Source organism: Mammaliicoccus sp. Q-M61 (assembly GCF_022386055.1).
In the GTDB taxonomy this organism is placed as follows: Bacteria; Bacillota; Bacilli; order Staphylococcales; family Staphylococcaceae; genus Mammaliicoccus; species Mammaliicoccus sciuri_A.
Genome location: NZ_JAJNJL010000002.1, coordinates 234,197 through 253,926, shown reverse-complemented (window position 1 = coordinate 253,926; position 19,730 = coordinate 234,197). Strand labels below are relative to the sequence as shown.

Sequence of the window (19,730 nt, the reverse complement as noted above, 5' to 3'; positions counted from 1 at the left end):
CCTATCCTTTTCTACTTTGTCTTTTAGTTCTCTTAGAATGAGCTTTCTTCTCTTTAAATTTCAACTCATCTAATTCTCGTTTGAATTTCTTCTTATATCCAGGTTTTACTTTATTTTTATTGTTTCTTTTAATTTTTTGTTTTAGTGATTTTTCAATATTATCTTCTTTTTTTACACGTTTCGTACGCTTTTGACGATCTTTAATTTCTACAAATTCATCGTTTTTAATATCGACATGTTTAAACTTGTAATTATGCTTCTCAATTTGTGTAATTAAATCATCTTCATCTGGTGTATATAATGTAATTGCGATACCTTTATAATCACCACGACCTGTACGACCAACTCTATGTGTAAAGAAGTCTATTTCTTTAGGTAAATCATAGTTGATAACGTGACTTACGCCTTCAATATCAATACCACGTGATGCTAAATCACTTGCGACAACAAATTCAAAGTCTAATTGTTTAATACGCTTCATTTGTTGTGTTCTTTCTCTAGGTGATAAACCACCATGGATAACCCCAACTTTATATCCCTCTTCTGATAAATACGCAACTAATTCATCTGCTCTATCACGGCTATTAGCAAATATAATTGCTAAATAAGGATTAATCACATTCATAACTTTTAAGACTTTTTCTTTTTTCTCAACACCTTTAGTCGGTATTAAGTAAAAGTCGATATTGTCTTTGTTAGATGATGCTGTTTCAATTTCAACAAATTCAGGATTACTTAAATATTTATTTAAGAATGGATGTAATGCTTTAGGAATCGTTGCACTAAATACTGAAATTTGTGCGTTTTCATCTAATCTACTCGCAATACTATCTACTTTAGGCATAAATCCTAAATCAATCATTAAATCTGCTTCATCTACAACTACTGACTTCGCTAGATGTAAATCTAAAGCACGCTCTACAGCCATATCATCAATTCTATTCGGTGTTCCTACAACAACATGTGGTGTATTTTTAGATTTATCAATATCTCTTGATTTATCTGTTCCACCAATGTATAAGCTAACTTTTACACCTTTTTTAAATTGAGTTAAATGTGAAGCTGCATCATATAATTGCTTTGCTAATTCTCTTGTTGGTGCCAAAATAATCACTTGTGGTTCTTTTATATCGACGTCAATTTTATCAAATAATGGTAATAGAAATGCGTGTGATTTCCCAGTACCAGTTTGAGATTGTCCTATTATATTAGATCCTTTTTTAATTTTGGGTATAACTCTTCGCTGTATTTCTGTTGGCTGGTTAAAATGTAAATCTTTAACGGCCTCTACTAATTCATTTTCAAGTTGAAAATGTTCAAACGGATGCTTAGACATAAGCGACCCTCCTCGTTTCTTTTTCACTTCATACATTATATAGTAAATGCGCACTTTATGATAGGCTAAAAGATTTATTTTGAATTTTTATTTCGTTTCTTTAAGACTTGTGTGTTTGTTATAATAGACATTAATAAGGAGGGCAATTTATGGAAATTATAAAGATTACCCCTAGAGGCTATTGTTACGGTGTTGTAGACGCTATGGTTATTGCTAGAAATGCATCTTTAGATAAGTCACTTCCAAGACCCATTTATATACTAGGCATGATTGTTCATAATAAACATGTGACTGATGCTTTTGAATCTGATGGCATTATTACGTTAGATGGTCCGAACAGATTGAAGATTTTAGAACAAATTGATGAAGGTACCGTTATATTTACTGCGCATGGTGTGTCACCTGAAGTCAAAAGACGTGCTAAAGAAAAAGGACTCGTTTGTATAGATGCGACATGTCCAGATGTAGATAATACACATCAGTTAATACGTGACGTTAAATCAAATGGTTATCACGTCATTTATATTGGTAAAAAAGGACACCCAGAACCTGAAGGCGCAGTTGGTGTGGCACCTGATATCGTACATCTCGTTCAAACTTTAGAAGATATCGATGCCTTGCCTGAAGCATTAATGAACCAAAAACTCATCGTAACGAATCAAACAACTATGTCACAATGGGATGTTAAACATCTTATTGATGAATTAAAAGTTAAATATCCTCATATTGAAGTACATGAAGAAATTTGTTTAGCAACACAAGTTAGACAAGAAGCTGTTGCCACACAAGCAGATAAAGCAGATTTACTCATTGTCGTTGGTGATCCTAAAAGTAATAATTCAAATAGATTAGCCCAAGTTTCTAAAGAAATCGCACATACAAACGCATATCGAATTGCTGATTTAAGTGAATTAAAATTAGAATGGCTACAAGACATCGAAAGTGTAGCTGTAACGGCAGGTGCTTCAACTCCAACACCTATCGTTAAAGAAGTCATAGATTATATTAAAAATTATGACCCAACAGAAGTAAATGACGCAAACTTAACCAGTAATGTACCTGTTGAAAAAATATTACCAAAAATCAAAAAGCCTAAACCTGTAAAAATAATGGACTAAAAAAACTGCCGAGTGAATTCGGCAGTTTTTTACATATATTGATAAGGATCTGTATTAATAGAAGATGTTAACACTTTAATCGTTCCATTTGTCCATTCTTCTAATAATGACTTTAATCCTTCTTTCATAACATACTCACTATAATGATTAACATCTAAGACGTTTATACCGTCCATTAGTGCATCTAATGCTTCGTGATGTTTAACGTCTCCAGTAATAAATAAATCAGCTTGTTGTGCTTTAGCTAAATTTGCATATTCAATACCCGCACCACCAACAATTGCGACGCGTTTTATTTGCGCTGATTGGTCTCCTATAAATCTAACTGCTGGTATAGCGAGCTTTTCTTTATAGTTTTGCACAAATTCATTTACTGATTGCGTTACATTTAATTCTCCGATAATTCCTAAGCCTACAGAAGATGTTCTCGACATTTTGATGAAATCATAAACGGGTTCTTCATATGGATGCGTTTGAATAATGAGTTCTTTAGCAAGTGCTAAATCTTTATCATCAACCATTAATTCTAATTTCGTTTCATAAACTGTCTCAGTCTTATCAGCTTGTCCAAGGTGTGGATTAGCTGTTGCGCTCGGTTTAAATTGGCCTTTACCTTGAGACTGGAAAAATACTTCGCTGTATTCTTCTGTTTGAGCTAAATGATGTTCATTAAATGCAGCTTTCATTGCTTCAACATCTTGATCAGGTAAGAAAATTTGTACTTTATAATATGATTCTTGTTGTTCTTCTAATACTTTCATATTACTTAATCCTATTTGTTGTCCAATCATGTAACTAACGCCTTTAGGATGTACATCAAGATTTGTATGAAGTGCTATCAAATTGATGTCATGCTGAATCAATTTACGAATAATTGGACCATAGCTTTTATCCGTAATATTTTTAACACCTTTAAAAATAAGTGGATGATGTGCAATTATCGTATTGATATTGTTTTGAATGGCTTCATCTACAACTTCTAACGTACAATCTAATGTTGTTAATACACCGTTCACTTCACTTTTTTCTGAACCAATTAATAAACCAACATTATCCCAAGATTCACTCGTAGAAAATGGAACTTGTTTATCAATTTCGTGTAATAGCTCTTGAATAATCATTAAAGCACCTCTTTTATTTGAAGTATTTGTTGATTAATTTCATTATACCTATTTTTATCCTCATGATGTTCTAATTGTTTACTAATTTTATTAAGTGACTCTAACTCTCTTTCCCATTTTTCATAGAATAAATCATTTTTATTGGCTAATAATTTAGGACCAAATTTTAATTCTAATTCATTTAGGTCCATCTCACCTTTTTTAGCCACTATGATTTCATATATATGTTTTTTATCTTTAATAAGTTGTTCATCAACGATTTGATAACCAATGCTTTGTAATACTTTTCTAATTGGTAACGCATGTATATTAGCTTGTAAAATTAGATCAGGATGCCCAGTTAACTTATGCTTTCCTTCTTCAATAATTTGAGCAATTAATGGACCACCCATGCCACAAATCGTGATGGCATCGATCGTATCGTCTACTACTTCTAAACCGTCGCCCAGTTTAACTTCAATAAGTTCATTCATACCATATAATTTAGTATTCTTTTGAGCAGCAAGAAAAGGTCCTTTAACAACTTCTCCAGCAATCGCTTCTTTAATTAATCCATTTTGAATTGCGTATATAGGTAAATATGCATGATCGGAACCGATATCTGCTAATTTATGATGATTTAAATATTCACTTACCTTCATTAAACGTTTATTTATTTGGATCATTATTTTTCCCTTTCATTAAAAAAATCTTTTGCAATAGCAAAAGATTTTTTTGTGTTATTTAGCGCCATCTTTTAAGTACTTGACAAGTGTGTCTAAATCTTTATTTGAAATAGTAGCTTCGTCATGTGCAGGCATTGAACCTTTACCTTCACGAATGATTTTTTTCATTTCATCGGCACCTTTTTTGCTTCCAGCTAATTTAGGTCCCATTCCACCTTCAAGATTTTGTCCATGACAACTTGTACAATTGTCCTTAGCGAATGTAGCTGCATCAAACTTTTCAGTTTTTGCACCGCCACCGCCTTCTTTTTCTTCCTCTTTGTTAGCACCATGTGCTGACATGAAGAATATTAATCCTACACCGAGTAGTAAAATCAGAATAAACGGGATAACAGGATTACGATTCATTCATACAACCTCCCTTTTGTTAAACCTTCATACAATTATATTTTATATTAAAACAAGGCATTGTCAAAGGCTTTTTGGGATTAATATAAACTTTTCATGTTTAATCCATAAAATCTTTCAAACGCTTACTTCTAGATGGGTGTCTTAACTTGCGTAATGCCTTCGCTTCTATTTGACGAATACGTTCTCTTGTAACACCAAATACTTTACCAACTTCTTCAAGAGTTCTTGTTCTACCATCATCAAGACCAAATCTTAATCTTAATACATTTTCTTCTCTGTCAGTTAATGTATCTAATACATCTTCTAATTGTTCTTTAAGCAATTCATATGCAGCATGATCTGATGGACTTTGTGCATCTTGGTCTTCAATAAAGTCGCCTAAGTGACTGTCATCTTCTTCACCAATTGGCGTTTCTAATGATACTGGTTCTTGAGCAATTTTCAGAATTTCACGAACTTTTTCTGGTGGTAAGTCCATTTCTTCACCAATTTCTTCAGGAGATGGGTCTCTGCCTAAATCTTGTAGTAATTGACGTTGAACACGAATCAATTTATTGATTGTTTCAACCATATGAACTGGGATACGGATTGTACGTGCTTGGTCAGCAATCGCTCTTGTAATTGCTTGACGAATCCACCATGTTGCATATGTTGAGAATTTGAAACCTTTGTTAAAGTCGAATTTTTCTACGGCTTTGATTAGACCCATATTACCTTCTTGAATAAGATCTAGGAATAACATACCTCTACCTACATAACGTTTAGCGATACTTACAACAAGTCTTAAGTTCGCTTCAGCAAGACGTGATTTCGCAACTTCGTCACCTTGCTCGATACGTTTAGCTAATTCGATTTCTTCTTGTGCAGTTAATAAATTGACGCGTCCGATTTCTTTTAAGTACATTCTTACTGGGTCGTTTATTTTAACACCTGGAGGAGCACTTAAGTCATTTAAATTTAGTTTGTCATTTGTATCACTTGAATCTTTTTCATTAATAAGATTGATTTCATTCTCATTAATTAAATCAAAGAAATCATCCATTTGATCTGGATCCATTTCGAAGTTTTGCAATTTATCTGCAATTTCTTCGTGACTCAAATGTCCTGCTTTTTTACCTTGTTCAATTAATTGGTGCTTAACTTGTTCAATTGTAAGCACTTCTTCATTATTAGCGCTATTAATTTTGTTTAATTCTTTATCAGACATGAATAGGCCTCCCGGGTTATTAACTCTTACATTCTATTCCGATTATATTGTACAATTTGTTCTAAATATTGCCTTTGCAGTGCGATATCGCCTGCTTGCATTGCTTTATTCAATTGTTGATTCAAATATTCTATGGAATTTTCTTTGTGTTCGTTAGGACTGATAATCCTAATGTAGTCTTCGATTTCTTCTGTCTCTGGTTCATCATTGATGAGCAATGAATCTAGATACATAACCGTTTCAATGATTTGATGTTCTTCAATGTAACTTGAAAAATCACTTATGTTAAAAACATCGTTATTCTTATAATACCCATTTAAACGTGAAAAAATCACTCTATTATTCAATGAAGTGAAGTCTTCTTGATTAATCCTAGAATGATATTCTAAAAATAGCTGTTTATGATTCATAAAATGTTTTAACAACGCTTGCTCTGCTCTACCGACTTTATCAAGTTTTTTTTCCTTCATTTCAGGAACGAAATTATTATAATCGGTATAATTTTGAACAATATTAGGCGAAAGTCGATTTTTTAGACTGTTAACATCTACTTTATACAAATCTGCTACTTGTTGCAATACTTTTTTTCTTAAAAATTCCGATTGAATCAGATTGATGTCATGAATCAACTCTTCAATATGTTGTTCATGTTTTAAATCATTATTTTCGTTGGCATAATATAATTGTTGCGCTTTATATGCAACATATGATTGTTTTTGCCCTTCAACAAATGATTTGAAAGCATCACTTCCGTATTCTGTAATATAATCATCAGGGTCCATCGTTTTTGGTAAATTGACAACAAAGACATTTAATCCTTCATTTAATAAGTCTTTACCAACATTTATGGCAGCTTCTTTTCCTGCGAAATCTCCATCATACAGTAAAGTTACATTAGATGCCAGTTTTTTGACCATCGTAACGTGTTCTCTAGATAATGCTGTACCCATTGTTGCTACAACTTGTTTAATATCCGCTTCGAATGATTTTATGACATCCATAAATCCTTCTAATAGAATAACTTCATCATTTTGTCTTATAAATTTCCTTGCGCGATCAATGTTGTATAACATTTTTCTTTTTTGGAATATAGGTGTTTCTGGACTGTTTAAATATTTCGGCGATTGATCGGTATACGTTCGACCAGAGAAACCAACTGTCTTACCTTGGAAATTTAACAATGGAAAGATGATTCTGTCTCTGAATCGGTCAAAGTAATCAAACGTTTCATCATTTCGGCTTAACAAACCTGCTTCATAAGCAAGTACAGCATCATAACCATTTTTCTCTAAAAAGTCATGCGTGAATTTCGAATGGTTTGGTGCATATCCAATTTTTCTATCATTAATCAATTCTTCAGTGAAACCTCTTGATTTTAAATAGTTTAAAGCTGCCTCACCTTCTTCAGTATGCTTCAATATATAATGGTAGTTATTTGCCATCAACTCATGCATTTCAATCATTTTGATATGGTCATCCACAATACCTTCAGTTGGTGCTGTTTCTTGCTGTTCTATATGAATATCTACTTTATCACCCAATTCTCTGACTGCATCGACAAATGATATTCCTTTAATTTCTTGAATAAATTGAAAAACATTGCCGCCTTTCTTACAACCAAAGCAATGACAAATTTGTTTATCTTCAGATACTGAAAACGACGGTGTCTTTTCATCATGGAAAGGACATAATCCAATGTAATTACGTCCTCTCTTTTCTAGTTTCACATATTCACTTACGACATCTAATATGTCATTCTTCTCACGTATTTCATTAATGAGTTCTTGTTCTATACGCATCCTGTCACCCTTTAACGGTTTTGTTGTGTAATGATTTTAATAATGTCATTTGCTGTTTCTTCTATAGCTTTGTCAGAAACATCTAGTACAGGACAGCCAATTTTCTCAACAATTTCCTCGAAGTATCTTAATTCTTCTTCGATTCTGTCATCTTTCGCATAATTAGCATCATCACTTAAACCTAATTGAATTAATCTTGCTCTTCTAATCGCATTAAGGTTTTTTTGATTAATTTTTAAAGCGATACATTTCTTAGGATCTATTTCAAATAATCCTTCTGGTGGTGCAACTTCAGGCACTAATGGTACATTCATTACTTTATAACGTTTATGTGCCAAGTATTGTGACAATGGTGTTTTTGAAGTTCTAGATACACCAATAAGAATGATATCAGCTTTTGGTAAGCCACGTGGATCTCTACCATCATCATATTTAACCGCAAATTCGATTGCTTCAATTTTCTTGAAATAATCTTCATCTAATTTATGGATATTGCCTGGCTCATTAAGTGGGGCTTCATTAAGTTCATTGCTTAATATGCTCATCAATGGACCCATAATGTCTACATTTTCTATATTATTTTCTTCTAATTTTTCTTTTAAGTATAATCGCATTTCTGGTTTAACCAATGTATAAACGACTATTGATTTTTGTTCTAATGCTAATGATACAACTTCATTAATATTACTTTCATTCTCTATATACGGTAATCTGACAATATCTAAAGCATTTCCTTCTGTCTTATATTGAGACGTACATGCTTTCGTAACAAGCTCTGCCGTTTCTCCTACTGAATCGGATGCTATAATTATTCTTATCTCTTCCATTTAACTAATTCCTCCTACTCATCTTCAATAAGTGAAACAAATGCTCTTGTGATCGTTGTTTTTGTAATTCTGCCTTTAACTTTCATTTTGTCGCCTTTAAGTTTTTTGACAACTGGTATTGCATCTATTTGTTTATCAATTAATAATTTAGCTGCATAAATCAATAAGTCATCTTCTAAACATACTGTTATGTTTGGCATTCTACTCATATTAATACTAACAGGTGTATCTTTTAAGCTTTGACCACCTATTGCTGCTCTCAGTAAATCTTTTCTCGAACAAACGCCGATTAAATTCCCTTCATTATTTATAACAAATAATGTGCCAACATCTTCTAAAAACATCTTACATATTGCTTCATATACAGAAATACTTTCTTCTATTACGACTGGTATCGCCATCGATTCTTTTACGGTCATTTTTTTAATTGAATCACTTAATAATTGTGTACTTGATTTCCCTGTATAAAAATATCCTACTCTAGGTCTTGCATCAAGATAACCTGCCATTGTTAAAATTGCTAAATCTGGTCTTAAAGTTGCTCTTGTTAAACTTAATCGTTCAGCTATTTTTTCTCCTGTAATGGGTCCATTGTTCTTAACAATTTGTACAATTTGTTCTTGTCTTTGATTTAATTCGATTGCTCTCACCCCTTCGAACACAATTCAGATAGATTAATTATAACATGTAACGCAAATATTGCTCAATTTGAATATCTGTTTTCACTTGATAACTCTCCCATACCGTGCTATATTTTAATTAACTTTGAAATAAAAGCGAGTTAAGGATGGTGAAAGCTTAACATTAAAGTTTTGGCTTACAAAATTTTATAAAAAGTGAGTGGCTACACTAATTTGGGTGGAACCGCGGGTAATATACTCGTCCCAAGGCATTATTTGATGATGTCTTGGGGCTTTTTTAATTTAATTGAGGAGTGAATTTTTATGGCAAAAGATATGGATAAGGTAGTAACATTAGCAAAACATAGAGGGTTTGTATTCCCTGGTAGTGAAATTTATGGTGGTTTAGCAAACACTTGGGACTATGGTCCACTTGGTGTTGAACTAAAAAATAACATTAAAAAAGCATGGTGGCAAAAGTTTGTTCAACAATCTCCATACAACGTTGGACTAGATGCAGCTATTTTAATGAACCCAAGAACTTGGGAAGCTTCAGGTCACTTATCAAACTTTAACGATCCAATGATAGACAACAAAGATTCTAAAATTCGTTACAGAGCAGATAAATTAATTGAAGATTACATGCATAATGTTGAAGGTGATGAGAACTTTATCGCTGACGGTATGAGCTTTGATGAAATGAAACAATTAATTGATGATAAAGGCATCACTTGTCCTGAAAGTGGTACAGCAAACTGGACAGACATTCGTCAATTCAACTTAATGTTCAAAACATTCCAAGGTGTTACTGAATCTTCAACAAACGAAATTTTCTTACGTCCTGAAACTGCACAAGGTATTTTCGTAAACTATAAAAACGTTCAACGTTCTATGCGTAAAAAATTACCATTCGGTATTGCGCAAGTTGGTAAATCATTCAGAAACGAAATTACACCTGGTAACTTCATTTTCAGAACAAGAGAATTCGAACAAATGGAACTTGAATTCTTCTGTAAACCTGGTACTGAAATTGAATGGCAAAATTACTGGAAAGACTTTGCTGCAAAATGGTTAAAAGATTTAGGTATTAAAGAAGAAAATACAAAATTACGTGACCATGACGAAGACGAATTAAGTCACTACTCAAATGCAACAACAGATATCGAATATAAATTCCCATTTGGTTGGGGAGAACTTTGGGGTATCGCTTCACGAACAGATTACGACTTAAAACAACATAGTGAATTCAGTGGTGAAGACTTCAAATATCACGATCAAGAAACAAATGAAAAATTCATCCCTTACTGTATCGAACCATCATTAGGTGCTGACCGTGTAACATTAGCATTCTTATGTGACGCATACGAAGAAGAAAATGAAGGTGAGAAAGACCAACGTACAGTATTGCATTTCCACCCTGCTTTAGCACCTTATAAAGCAGCAATCTTACCATTAAGCAAAAAACTTTCACCAGATGCTATTAAAGTATATGAAAAATTAAGTGAAAGATTTGCAATCGACTTTGATGAGTCACAATCAATCGGTAAACGTTACCGTAGACAAGATGAAATTGGTACACCATACTGTATCACATTTGACTTCGATTCATTAGAAGACAACCAAGTTACAGTACGTGACAGAGACACAATGGAACAAGTACGTATGCCAATTGATGAAGTTGAAAACTTCTTAGCTGAAAAAATTAGATTCTAATACTAAACAAAAAACAGAGCAAAAACTTATAAATTAAGTTTAGCTCTGTTTTTTTATAATTAAGTTGTTAAGAAACCATTACGAAACACTTCACATAAGACTTTTACATTTTTAAGTTTTCGAGTTGGTTGAGTAATTTTTTGGTTCTAAATACAACTCCAACGTATTCGTCATACATATTATCGATTAAAGTTTGTATTTCTTTTTTGACTTGTTCGTTTATTTTAAAACTGTTTAAATGTTTGATCGGTAATTGATACATAAGATTCATAAAATATAATGCTCTATTAGATATTCGATATGCATGTTCATCGTGTATTAATGCTTGATTGCTAAGTGGTCCGTTATATTTGAAACTATAGGCATTTAGTTGCTGTTGATCCATATCTCCTGTTACGACGCACGCATTAAAAGTTGGTTCATAACCATATTTAGGCATACATTTCAACGCAACAATCATGCTCATCGTATCTGCATCAACGCCTCTTTCTACTGCTTGAAATACACCTAACAATAAATCATAAAAGAATACATCATGTTCTTCCGCTTCTAACGCCTTATCTACGACTTCTATACAATATGCACCATATGCACTTTTAAAAATATCGGATTGCATCGTTCTATGACTGTTTATAATATCAGCAGATGATAGTGTGCCCATTCCTTTAAACTTCGAAAAAATAAACAAGCCATGTACAAAGGGCTGAGTAGCACCTTGTAGTGGATGACTTGTTTTTTTAGCACCACGTGCCATTAATGGAACTTTATGACCGTGTTCATTTAATATAGTGATGATTTTATTGTTTTCACCATAATCTACAGAGCGAATGACAAATCCTTCTTGTTTATAAAGCATTATATCATCGCCTCCATTCTACTTAATACTCGTCTTCTCTATAACCAATTTGTTTAATGAAATTAGGTTTATTACGCCAATCTTTTTGTACTTTAACCCATAAATCCAAGTATACTTTTGAGCCAAGTAGCATTTCAATATCTCTTCTTGCACGTTTACCTATTTCTTTAAGCATTTTACCGCCTTTACCAATGACAATGCCTTTTTGTGAGTCTCTTTCAACATAAATTGTTGCTTCTACTTGGACTTTCTCACCTTCTGCTTTAGTCATTTTATCAACGTTCACACCGATAGCATGCGGAATTTCTTGATTCGTAAGGTGTAATGCTTTCTCTCTTATCAACTCAGCTACAACAAATTGTTCTGGGTGATCAGAAATTTGGTCTTTAGGATAATACATTGGACCTTCTTCAAGGTACTTTTTAAATTGTTCTAGTAGTGTCTCAATGTTTAATCCTTCTAATGCTGAAATTGGAATAATTTCTGCAAAATCCATTGTTTTTTGATACTTTTCAATTTCAACTAATAGTTGATCAGGGTGAATTAAATCTATTTTATTTAACACTAAAAATACTGGTGTTTTCGTTTGTTTCAACAATTCGATAATGTATTCGTCGCCTTTACCGATGCTTTCATCAACATTAACCATAAACATGATTAAGTCTACTTCTTTTAAAGTATTTTTAGCGATTTTCATCATGTAATCACCTAAAGCATGTTTAGGTTTATGAATACCAGGTGTATCAATAAATATCATTTGAGCATCATTTGTTGTTAATACACCTTGCACTTTGTTTCGAGTCGTTTGTGCTTTATCAGACATTATCGCTACTTTATGACCAATAACTTTATTCATAAAAGTAGATTTACCAACATTAGGTCTACCTATTATAGATATAAACCCTGATTTAAATTCATTCATTTATTCTAGATCCTTTCCTGAGAAACCTAAAGGTAATAATTCATTAACTGTAGTTTCAATTCTTTCATTTGTTTGATGTGTTAAAAATACTGGCATGTCATCATCACATAACTCTTTTAACACTTGTCTGCATGTGCCACATGGAGATGATGGTTTATCAGCATCTACTGTAACTGTAATACATTTGAAGTCTCCCGGTCTATACCCATCTGACATTGCTGCAACGAGTGCAGATCTCTCAGCACAAATTGTTGATGGGTAAGCTGCATTTTCAATGTTAGCACCATAATAAGCTTTACCATCTTTCGTTACTAAATATGCACCTACATTAAATTTAGAATATGGTGTATATGCTCTCTTTTGTGCTTCTCTTGCACCTTCATACCACTCTTGTTTGAATTCCATACCATTTCCCCCTATATGTTTATATTATTTTTGGTAAAAATATGATTATCCCGATTATTGCAGCCATTATTGATGTTAATAAAACGGCTAAAGCGGCTGTATCTTTAGCATGTTTAGCAAGTAAGTTATATTCATCCGTAAACATATCTACTACATACTCTATAGAAGTATTAATAACCTCTACAATGAGTACACTAAATATTGCAAATAAAATCCATAACCATTCAAATGTATTGAGATTTAATATTAAACTAACAATCAATACAAGTACAGCGAATATAAGATGTAATAAAAAGTTTTTATCTTTTTTTAGAATCGTCACTAAACCTGCTAAAGGAAATTTAAAGCGATTTACAAATTTATTCACGTGTTAATCCAAATTCATTTAATATTTCATCTTGTCGAGAAAACATTTCTTTTTCATCTTCTTCAGTCATATGATCATAACCTAGTAAATGTAAAAATCCATGTAATGCTAAAAATCCTAATTCTCTACTCAAACTATGATTATAAGACTCAGCTTGCTCTTTAGCAACTTCAAGACAGATGATAATATCACCTAACACTCTAGGCATATCTAAGCCTTCTATTTCAGGCTCATCTTCTTCTAACGAAAATGAAATAACATCTGTTACTTTATCTTTATCGCGATAATCACGATTGATAGCTTGAATCTCTTCTTCATCGACAAATGAAATTGAAAGTTCTGCTTCTTCAGTAATATTTTCCTTTTTAGCAGCAAAAGTGAGCAATGATTCAATTTGATTTTTTGTATCTTCATCAATTACTTGTTGCTCATCTATAAAATCCATTGTTAGCATATTATTTCTCCTCTTCGTATGCGTTTATTATTTTACCTACTAATGGGTGTCTCACAACGTCTGTTTGTTCTAAGTATGTCATTGCTATACCTTTTACACCACTTAATCGTTGATCAGCTTCAATTAATCCACTTTTCACACCTTTAGGTAAATCGATTTGTGTACGGTCACCTGTTACAACCATTTTTGAACCGAAACCTAATCTTGTTAAGAACATCTTCATCTGTGGGTGTGTTGTATTCTGAGCTTCATCTAGGATTACAAACGCATCATCTAATGTACGACCTCGCATATAAGCAAGTGGTGCGATTTCTATCGTACCTCTTTCAATTAAGCGTGATGTTTGCTCAGTTCCTAACACTGTATGAAGCCCATCATATAAAGGTCTTAAATAAGGGTCTACTTTTTCTTTTAAATCACCTGGTAAGAAACCTAATGATTCACCTGCTTCAACTGCAGGACGCGTTAATACGATACGTTTCACTTGTCCTAGGCGCAATGCCCTTGCAGCCATTACAACAGCTAAGAAGGTCTTCCCTGTACCTGCTGGACCTATACCGAATACTAAGTCATTGTTCTTTATATTATTGATATATACTCTTTGACCCATTGTTTTAGCTCTTATTATTTTGCCATTACTATCTTTAGTGATTTCTTCATCATATAAATTAATGAGTTGATCGATTGTTCCTTTGTCAGCCATTTTAACAGCTGCTTGGACATCATTAATCGTTATACTCGCACCACTCTCGATTACTTTTAATAAGTTCAATAATACTTTTTCAGCTTTTTCAACATTTTCTATACGTTTACCACGGACAGCAATTTCTTGTCCACGTGTTAATATATCCACCTCGAGTTCATTTTCAATATACTTTATGTGCTCATCTCCGTTACCCAACAGAGCTTGAGCTTGATCCATATTCTCGATTTGAATTAATGTAGGCATTAAATATCTCCTTTATAAGTTGAATTGTTGACACTTTAAATGTACCAAACCTTATTGTAACGTGCAATCTTATGCACTTTATTTTGTATATTATTTAGTTTTTCACGTGCAATAATGAGATTTCTAACTTTTTCATATTCATGTAGTCTATTGCTATTATTTAATTTAATTTTAGGATTAATTCGAATTAATGTAATAATAAACTCACGTTCTTCAATTGGACTCACTTTTTCGACCAATTCACCTTTTGAAACAATTTCTAACATACTGTTGCCTTCTATGGATTTAGTCATATTAATTTGATCGATATCAAAGATATTGTAACGATTTTTGAATAATCCTCTTCTTATGGATAAAAAATGCTCTTTTATTGTGTATCTTTCAAAAAGAATGTTTAAAATTATAAGAAAAACGAGAATAAAAGTAATGACTATTAAATACTTATTACTAATAAAAAGCGGTATTAAAGCAATAAAAAATAATAAAATCGAAATGATAATAGATAATATACTCTGTTTTTTCTTAAATACCATTTTCATCACACCCTCTTGAATCCTACCTTTATTGTAAGTCTAAATGGTATTTTTGTGAATAAAAAACAAGCTGAGACATTACATTATGTCCCAGCTTGTTTATATTCGTTATTTTAATTCATTTGGTCTTTTTAAAATTTCTGACCAAATGATACCATTTACGACTTGGTTTTCATCAACATTGATTGCTTCATCGTTAAACTTATGTTTACTGTTTAAATAGAGTTGTTTAACCATCGCTCTTCTCGTTCTTTCTGAAAGTTGCGTGTTGTTGATAATTTGCTCTGCTTCTTTTTCAACATCAGCTATACTTTCACGCTGTACATTCATTAAAGACTTTTTCTCTTCTTGGCTGTATGCCAATAGCTGTTTGATTGCTTCTTGTTGTTTTTTAGGTCTATTTTTATGAATTTGTTCTTTCTTCTGATTGATATAAGCATTCTCATGCTCATTAGATGTTTGCTCTGGTTGTTGTTCTACTTTATGTGTTTGAACAACAGGTCTTTCAACATCTATATTATATTGTTTAAGATGATTGGCAAGTTGATCTGCTAAGTTTTTATAATGGCCAGACATTCGTTCAGTTGAACTTGTTTCTGCTTTTTGTTTATAAGTTTCATACTTATTAACTAACTCTTTTAATTCTTGCTCAGCAGATTTTTTCTTATCTTCAGCTTGTCTATTTACTGGATTTTGTCTTTGTCTTGTTTGAGGTTGCTTATTTTTCTTTTTATTTTTAGAAGCGCCTTCGATTATACCGCTCACGACACTAAAAATAACCCAAATAACAAAGATGATAATGCCTATTTCCATTTTAAATCACCTCTCTTATTGGTTCGGTGAATTAGAATCTTGTGGCTTTGTACTCTTATTGATTGCTTCTCTCATGCCAGTGTCAGCTTCTATATTTTTTAAATTATAGTAGTCTTTAACACCTAAATTGCCTGATTTAAGTGCTTCTGCCATTGCAAGTGGTACTTCTGCTTCTGATTCAACAACTTTAGAACGCATTTCTTGTACTCTTGCTTTCATTTCTTGCTCAGTAGCAACGGCCATTGCACGACGTTCTTCGGCTTTAGCTTGTGCAATATTTTTATCAGCAAGTGCTTGTTCAGTTTGCAAGTCTGCACCAATGTTTTTACCGATATCCACATCAGCAATATCAATTGATAGAATTTCAAATGCTGTACCTGAATCTAAACCTTTACTTAATACTGTTTGTGAAATACTATCTGGATTTTCAAGTACTTTAGTGTGATGTTGACTTGAACCAATAGTTGATACAATACCTTCACCAACACGTGCGATGATTGTATCTTCACCAGCACCACCGACTAATCGATCAATGTTCGCTCTAACTGTAATTCTAGCTTTTGCTTTAACTTCGATACCATTCATCGCAACACCTGAGATAAATGGTGTTTCAATTACTTTAGGGTTAACGGACATTTGAACAGCTTCTAAAACGTCACGACCAGCTAAATCAATCGCTGCCCCTCTTTCAAATACTAAGTTGATTTCTGCTCTTTGAGCCGCAATAATTGCATCAACTACTCTATCAACATTACCTCCTGCAAGATAATGAGATTCTAACTGGTTCGTTGTTAATGCTAAACCAGCTTTGTGCGCTTTGATTAATGGGTTAATAACACGTCTAGGTGATACACGTCTCAAACGCATACCAACTAAAGTACCAATACCTACTTTTACGCCTGCTGCAATAGCTGAAATCCATAATCCTACTGGTACAAATGAGAATAAAATCATAAGTAGTACGATTAATATGACAGCAATAATTACAAAAGCAATTAAACCTGATAACATATGCATTTCTCTCCTTGTCTAAATTAAATTTCTCTTACGACAACTCTTGTACCTTCAACCTGTACAATTTTAACTTGCTTATCCTTCTGAATAAAACTACCATCTGAAACAGCATCTATTCTTTCGTCATCAACAAGTATAATTCCTGAGGGCCTCAATGCAGTGTATGTTGTACATATTTTGCCAATCAAATGACTTCTATCATCATGAGATGTATAGCCAGATTCTTTATTTGTAGAGTCTCTAAGAATGACTTTATCAAAGAATGGTATTTTACGATTGAATCCTTTCACTAATATCACCCACTCTATCGTTGTTAGAATTAATGCTACAGCAATAATCATACCCATAGTTAAGATATTTTCTCCAACTAATACGAAACTACCAATAATGGCAATAAAACCAAGGATACCTAGTACTGCTCCTATAACAAATAATTCAATTATTACTAACAATGCACCGATCCCAAAAAGTAAAACAGAAATCAAACTAATTTCATCAATTAAAACGTAGCCGATGAAAAAGATAAGTGTACAAATAAAGCTTAAAATTCCCGCAAAATTAATACGTTCTGAATATAATTGATATAGTGCACCTAGAAAAATAATACAAGTCAGTATCAATGTGACTAATGGCGTTGTAATAAACTCACCAATAGACGACATACTTTGACTTGAAACAATACCTAAATTCAAGTTGTTCTGAAAATAAGCAAATATGTATTCATACCCTGATGTCAATAATCTCACCCCTCATATTTATTATACAATAAAATAGCCGTGAACTAAAACGTATATACATAATATTCTAAATTTATAAACTTAAATGTTTTTCAAATAAATAAAAGAACACATAAACGATATCGTTTATGTGTTCTTTATGACGTTCAACGTTAAATATTGTTCATTATAATTAATTAATATTCATTGAGGGAGTTCAATAAAAAATTAATTATTTAAATTTACGTTTACGTGCTGCTTCTGATTTCTTCTTACGCTTAACGCTTGGTTTTTCATAGAACTCACGTTTACGCACTTCTTGAATCGTACCGCTTTTTGAAACTGTACGTTTGAAGCGACGTAATGCATCTTCGATTGATTCGTTTTTACGAACTACTGTTTTAGACATCTGTATTTCCCTCCCTCCAAATATCAACAAAGCTTTATATGTCATTTACATAGTATATATTACTATGTACTTAAACATTATAAAATAAGTCATTTTTTAAGTCAATAATCATTTGTTATGAATATTAATATGCAACTAATCTTTCGTCTTTATTTGTTGCATGATCCACAACTTTTACAAGTTTACCTTTATTGATAGGATAACCTGGTGTTATAACTTTCACTTTCACTAATTCTCCAATTAGTGATTCATCGCCTTCAAATTCAATCTTCATGTAATTATCTGCATATCCGACTAGTTTACCATCAGTTGAACCTTTTTCTTCAGGTATCACTTCTAATACAGTTTGATCAAATTTAGAAGCATAATCTTTAGCTAATTGATTTGATAATTCAATTAAACGATGTACGCGTTCATTTTTAACTTCTTCATCAATTTGATCTGTCATTCTAGCTGCTGGTGTTCCTGTTCTCATAGAATAAGGGAACACGTGTAATTCAGAAAATTGATGTTTAACAATGAAGTCATATGTTTCTTGGAATTCTTCTTCAGTTTCACCGGGGAATCCAACAATTACATCACTTGTAACAGCTAAACCTGGTAAAGCTTTATGCAATTTTTGTAATCTTTCAGAGAAGTGTGCCATCGTATATTTTCTTCTCATACGTTTCAATACAGTATCAGAACCTGATTGTAATGGTATATGAAGATGTCTTACAACTTTAGTTGATTTATCGATAACATCAATAACTTCATCTGTAAGCTGACTCGCTTCTATAGATGAAATACGAATTCTTTCAAGATTTTCAACTTGTTCTAGATCTCTTAATAATTGCGCTAAGTTATAATCTTTTAAATCTTCACCATATCCACCTGTATGAATACCTGTTAAAACAATTTCTTTATATCCTGAGTTTACAAGTGTTGTTGCTTGGCTTACTACTTGTTCAGGATCTCTTGATCTCATTAACCCTCTTGCCCATGGAATGATACAGAAAGTACAGAAATTATTACAGCCTTCTTGAATTTTTAATGATGCACGTGTTCTGTCAGTAAAGTATGGAACTTCTAATTCTTCATACTTTCTGTTTTTCATAATATTACCTACACCATTAATAGGTTGTCTGCTTTGTTTATAGTCCTCAATATAAGAAATAAGTTTATGTCTATCTTGAGTACCTACAACAATATCAACGCCCGGAATTGCCATAATTTCAGCAGGAGATGTTTGAGCATAACAACCTGTTACACAAACAACTGCATCTGGATTTTTACGTATTGCTCTTCTAATCACTTGTCTACTCTTCTTGTCGCCTGTATTTGTTACAGTACAAGTATTAATGATAAAGACGTCAGCATTCGTTTCAAAATCCACTCTTTCGTAATCATTTTCCTTAAATAATTGCCAAATTGCTTCAGTTTCATAATGGTTTACTTTACAACCTAACGTATGGAACGCTACTGTAGCCAATTTT

At 32.5% G+C, this 19,730-nt stretch carries 22 protein-coding genes; 2 read left to right on the top strand and 20 right to left on the bottom strand.

Going from position 1 to position 19,730, the window contains the following annotated elements:
* Position 1: 1 nt before the first annotated feature.
* Entirely contained in the window at positions 2–1,336 is a 1,335-nt protein-coding gene (locus LQ677_RS04655; RefSeq protein WP_025904185.1) for a DEAD/DEAH box helicase, read from the bottom strand.
* A 149-nt stretch (positions 1,337–1,485) separates the two neighbouring features.
* Between LQ677_RS04655 and LQ677_RS04650 the strand changes: the two genes are divergently transcribed.
* Positions 1,486–2,454 carry a 4-hydroxy-3-methylbut-2-enyl diphosphate reductase gene (locus LQ677_RS04650; protein WP_191835614.1) on the top strand — a complete coding sequence of 323 codons (969 nt, stop codon included), beginning with the start codon at positions 1,486–1,488 and terminating at the stop codon, positions 2,452–2,454.
* 29 nt (positions 2,455–2,483) lie between these two features.
* Here the strand turns inward: LQ677_RS04650 and LQ677_RS04645 are convergent, their stop codons facing one another.
* The 7 genes from LQ677_RS04645 to ccpN all read right to left on the bottom strand — a co-directional run bounded on the left by LQ677_RS04645 (position 2,484) and on the right by ccpN (position 9,134).
* A complete protein-coding gene (locus LQ677_RS04645; protein ID WP_191835615.1) occupies positions 2,484–3,575 on the bottom strand; it encodes a Nif3-like dinuclear metal center hexameric protein in 1,092 nt (363 codons plus the stop codon).
* A complete protein-coding gene (locus LQ677_RS04640; RefSeq protein WP_191835616.1) occupies positions 3,575–4,240 on the bottom strand; it encodes a tRNA (adenine(22)-N(1))-methyltransferase in 666 nt (221 codons plus the stop codon). The genes LQ677_RS04645 and LQ677_RS04640 overlap by 1 nt, the downstream gene beginning before the upstream one ends.
* Before the next feature lie 54 nt (positions 4,241–4,294).
* On the bottom strand, positions 4,295–4,648 hold the full coding sequence (locus LQ677_RS04635; protein WP_025904189.1) for a c-type cytochrome: 354 nt from the start codon (positions 4,646–4,648) through the stop codon (positions 4,295–4,297).
* A 100-nt stretch (positions 4,649–4,748) separates the two neighbouring features.
* Positions 4,749–5,858, bottom strand: a complete 1,110-nt coding sequence (gene rpoD, locus LQ677_RS04630) for an RNA polymerase sigma factor RpoD (RefSeq protein WP_025904190.1) — start codon at positions 5,856–5,858, stop codon at positions 4,749–4,751.
* Positions 5,859–5,884: 26 nt separating this feature from the next.
* Positions 5,885–7,657, bottom strand: coding sequence for a DNA primase (gene dnaG, locus LQ677_RS04625; protein WP_239705285.1), 1,773 nt, complete (start codon positions 7,655–7,657; stop codon positions 5,885–5,887).
* Between the two features lie 11 nt (positions 7,658–7,668).
* Positions 7,669–8,484, bottom strand: a complete 816-nt coding sequence (locus LQ677_RS04620; protein ID WP_037588325.1) for a pyruvate, water dikinase regulatory protein — start codon at positions 8,482–8,484, stop codon at positions 7,669–7,671.
* A gap of 14 nt (positions 8,485–8,498) precedes the next feature.
* On the bottom strand, positions 8,499–9,134 hold the full coding sequence (gene ccpN, locus LQ677_RS04615) for a transcriptional regulator CcpN (protein ID WP_191835618.1): 636 nt from the start codon (positions 9,132–9,134) through the stop codon (positions 8,499–8,501).
* 294 nt (positions 9,135–9,428) lie between these two features.
* Between ccpN and LQ677_RS04610 the strand changes: the two genes are divergently transcribed.
* A complete protein-coding gene (locus tag LQ677_RS04610) occupies positions 9,429–10,817 on the top strand; it encodes a glycine--tRNA ligase (protein ID WP_025904194.1) in 1,389 nt (462 codons plus the stop codon).
* 103 nt (positions 10,818–10,920) lie between these two features.
* Here the strand turns inward: LQ677_RS04610 and recO are convergent, their stop codons facing one another.
* The 12 genes from recO to mtaB form a co-directional block, all read right to left on the bottom strand.
* Complete coding sequence (gene recO, locus LQ677_RS04605) at positions 10,921–11,673, bottom strand: DNA repair protein RecO (protein WP_159315601.1); 753 nt, start codon at positions 11,671–11,673, stop codon at positions 10,921–10,923.
* Between the two features lie 22 nt (positions 11,674–11,695).
* On the bottom strand, positions 11,696–12,595 hold the full coding sequence (gene era / locus LQ677_RS04600) for a GTPase Era (RefSeq protein WP_191835619.1): 900 nt from the start codon (positions 12,593–12,595) through the stop codon (positions 11,696–11,698).
* Complete coding sequence (gene cdd / locus LQ677_RS04595; protein ID WP_025904197.1) at positions 12,596–13,000, bottom strand: cytidine deaminase; 405 nt, start codon at positions 12,998–13,000, stop codon at positions 12,596–12,598.
* 19 nt (positions 13,001–13,019) lie between these two features.
* The gene (locus LQ677_RS04590) at positions 13,020–13,367 is read right to left on the bottom strand and encodes a diacylglycerol kinase family protein (protein WP_191835620.1); all 348 of its coding nucleotides are present in this window, start codon (positions 13,365–13,367) and stop codon (positions 13,020–13,022) included.
* Positions 13,360–13,821, bottom strand: a complete 462-nt coding sequence (gene ybeY / locus LQ677_RS04585) for an rRNA maturation RNase YbeY (RefSeq protein ID WP_025904199.1) — start codon at positions 13,819–13,821, stop codon at positions 13,360–13,362. The genes LQ677_RS04590 and ybeY overlap by 8 nt, the downstream gene beginning before the upstream one ends.
* A 1-nt stretch (position 13,822) precedes the next feature.
* Positions 13,823–14,770 (bottom strand): PhoH family protein, encoded by a 948-nt coding sequence (locus LQ677_RS04580; protein WP_037588335.1) that lies wholly within the window; start codon positions 14,768–14,770, stop codon positions 13,823–13,825.
* 35 nt (positions 14,771–14,805) lie between these two features.
* Positions 14,806–15,309 (bottom strand): PH domain-containing protein, encoded by a 504-nt coding sequence (locus LQ677_RS04575; RefSeq protein ID WP_232174156.1) that lies wholly within the window; start codon positions 15,307–15,309, stop codon positions 14,806–14,808.
* 102 nt (positions 15,310–15,411) lie between these two features.
* The gene (locus LQ677_RS04570) at positions 15,412–16,116 is read right to left on the bottom strand and encodes a hypothetical protein (protein WP_191835621.1); all 705 of its coding nucleotides are present in this window, start codon (positions 16,114–16,116) and stop codon (positions 15,412–15,414) included.
* Positions 16,117–16,131: 15 nt separating this feature from the next.
* Positions 16,132–17,127, bottom strand: coding sequence for a flotillin-like protein FloA (gene floA, locus LQ677_RS04565; protein WP_025904203.1), 996 nt, complete (start codon positions 17,125–17,127; stop codon positions 16,132–16,134).
* 23 nt (positions 17,128–17,150) lie between these two features.
* Positions 17,151–17,867: an NfeD family protein gene (locus LQ677_RS04560; protein ID WP_191835622.1), complete on the bottom strand. Its 717-nt coding sequence runs from the start codon at positions 17,865–17,867 to the stop codon at positions 17,151–17,153.
* A gap of 211 nt (positions 17,868–18,078) precedes the next feature.
* On the bottom strand, positions 18,079–18,255 hold the full coding sequence (rpsU, locus tag LQ677_RS04555; protein WP_016998564.1) for a 30S ribosomal protein S21: 177 nt from the start codon (positions 18,253–18,255) through the stop codon (positions 18,079–18,081).
* Positions 18,256–18,379: 124 nt separating this feature from the next.
* On the bottom strand, positions 18,380–19,726 hold the full coding sequence (mtaB, locus tag LQ677_RS04550) for a tRNA (N(6)-L-threonylcarbamoyladenosine(37)-C(2))-methylthiotransferase MtaB (RefSeq protein ID WP_191835623.1): 1,347 nt from the start codon (positions 19,724–19,726) through the stop codon (positions 18,380–18,382).
* Positions 19,727–19,730 lie beyond the last annotated feature (4 nt).